A 1,486-nucleotide genomic window follows, 5' to 3' on the forward strand; every position below is an offset into this window, starting at 1 on the left:
CATCCCACACAGGGGTAAAACTTCTGGAATTTGAGGCAGGGACTAAGTTTGCGGAGGGAATCGCAGGATTGTTTTAGACACTTTCCGGAAAGGGAATGGGAACGGTATGAAGCAGTATTTCATGGAGTACGAGAGCGACAGGAAGGTATGCGGCGGGTATTCCCACGTCTGGGGCTTTGCCAGCAGCATTAAAACTGCGAAAGGGTATATCGCCAGGTGCAGAAAGCGGGAGGCGGGGCATAATCCCCGGAATTTCCGTATCTATGACGCCTGGGCGGACTGCCCGGAGGGAGAACATGTCCCCTGCGTGTACCATGAAGCGTGAGGAAAGGAGGCCCCATGGCAAAAGCATTTAAAGAACTGACGGAGGAGGAGCGGCAGAGGCAGCAGCGGCGGCAGGAGATCGCCCGGCTGTGGGCAGAAGGGGAAAGCTGTCGGGCTATCGGGGAGCGGTTCGGTCTGACCCGTCAGGCTGTCCATGACATCCTGCGCCGGATGGAGGACGGGCCAGTCACCCCAGGCTTTGCCCAGCTTGTGCGGAGGTGGCCCTATCCCAACGCCGCAAGGTGGGTTTTGGAGAGCGGCTACACTTCCATTGCGGAGCTGGCGCGGGAGACGGGGATCCCAGACAACACCCTGCGGAATATCCTGCGGGGAAACACCTTTCCAAAGCCGGAAACGGTACGGCCCCTTCTGGAGCTTTCGGGCATGAGCTTTGCGGAATTCTTTCATGATCCCGCCTCCCCTCCTCCCTCTCCGGAAGAGTTGGAACGGCAAAAGACGGAGCGGGAGCAGGCCCGAAAGGAGCGGCGCAAAACGTACCTGCGGGACTACTATCAGAAAAACCAGGAACGCATCAGGGCCAGGGCGCGGGAGTGGAACCGGGCGCACCCGGCGAACACGCCGGAGGAAAAAGCCGCCCGGGCTGAATATGACAAGGCATACAATGCCGCCAACCAGGAGCAGCGGGCGGCGTACCGCAGGGCATACTATCGGGCCAACCCGGAACTGTACGCCCGGAAAAGGAAGCCCCGGACAGAGCTGCCCCATCAATTGACACTGGAGGGAAAAGAGCATGAGTAAGGTAATCGCGGTCTGCAATCAAAAGGGCGGGGTGGGAAAAACCGTCACCACTGTAAATCTGGGTATCGGGCTGGCGAAAAAGGGCAGGCGCGTTCTGCTGATTGATATGGACGCACAGGGATCTTTAACAGCCAGCCTGGGATACCAGCAGCCCGACCAGATAGAGGAAACCATTTCCACCCTTTTGGGAAAAATCATTCAGGATGTGCCTCTGACGCCCGGCGAGGGCATCCTGCGCCACGCTGAGGGCGTTGACCTGCTGCCCGCCAACATTGAGCTTTCCGGGCTGGAGGTAACGCTGGTGAACACCATGAGCCGGGAAACCATGCTGCGGGAGTACCTGAAAACCGTCCGTAATCAATACGACGTAATTCTGCTGGACTGCTGCCCGTCCCTTGGAATG

At 58.7% G+C, this 1,486-nt stretch carries 3 protein-coding genes; all 3 read left to right on the forward strand.

The window, feature by feature from the left end; all coding sequences use genetic code 11:
• Positions 1 to 106 precede the first annotated feature (106 nt).
• The gene (locus tag D1841_RS17250; RefSeq protein WP_161880199.1) at positions 107 to 325 is read left to right on the forward strand and encodes a hypothetical protein; all 219 of its coding nucleotides are present in this window, start codon (positions 107 to 109) and stop codon (positions 323 to 325) included.
• Positions 326 to 339: 14 nt separating this feature from the next.
• The gene (locus D1841_RS17255) at positions 340 to 1,083 is read left to right on the forward strand and encodes a helix-turn-helix transcriptional regulator (RefSeq protein ID WP_161880200.1); all 744 of its coding nucleotides are present in this window, start codon (positions 340 to 342) and stop codon (positions 1,081 to 1,083) included.
• Positions 1,076 to 1,486 (forward strand): ParA family protein (locus tag D1841_RS17260; RefSeq protein WP_161880201.1); only part of this gene is annotated, 411 nt, incomplete at its 3' end. The genes D1841_RS17255 and D1841_RS17260, both read left to right, overlap by 8 nt.

The sequence above is a fragment of the Neglectibacter sp. X4 genome, from assembly GCF_009917365.1.
Taxonomy (GTDB): Bacteria; Bacillota; Clostridia; order Oscillospirales; family Acutalibacteraceae; genus Acutalibacter.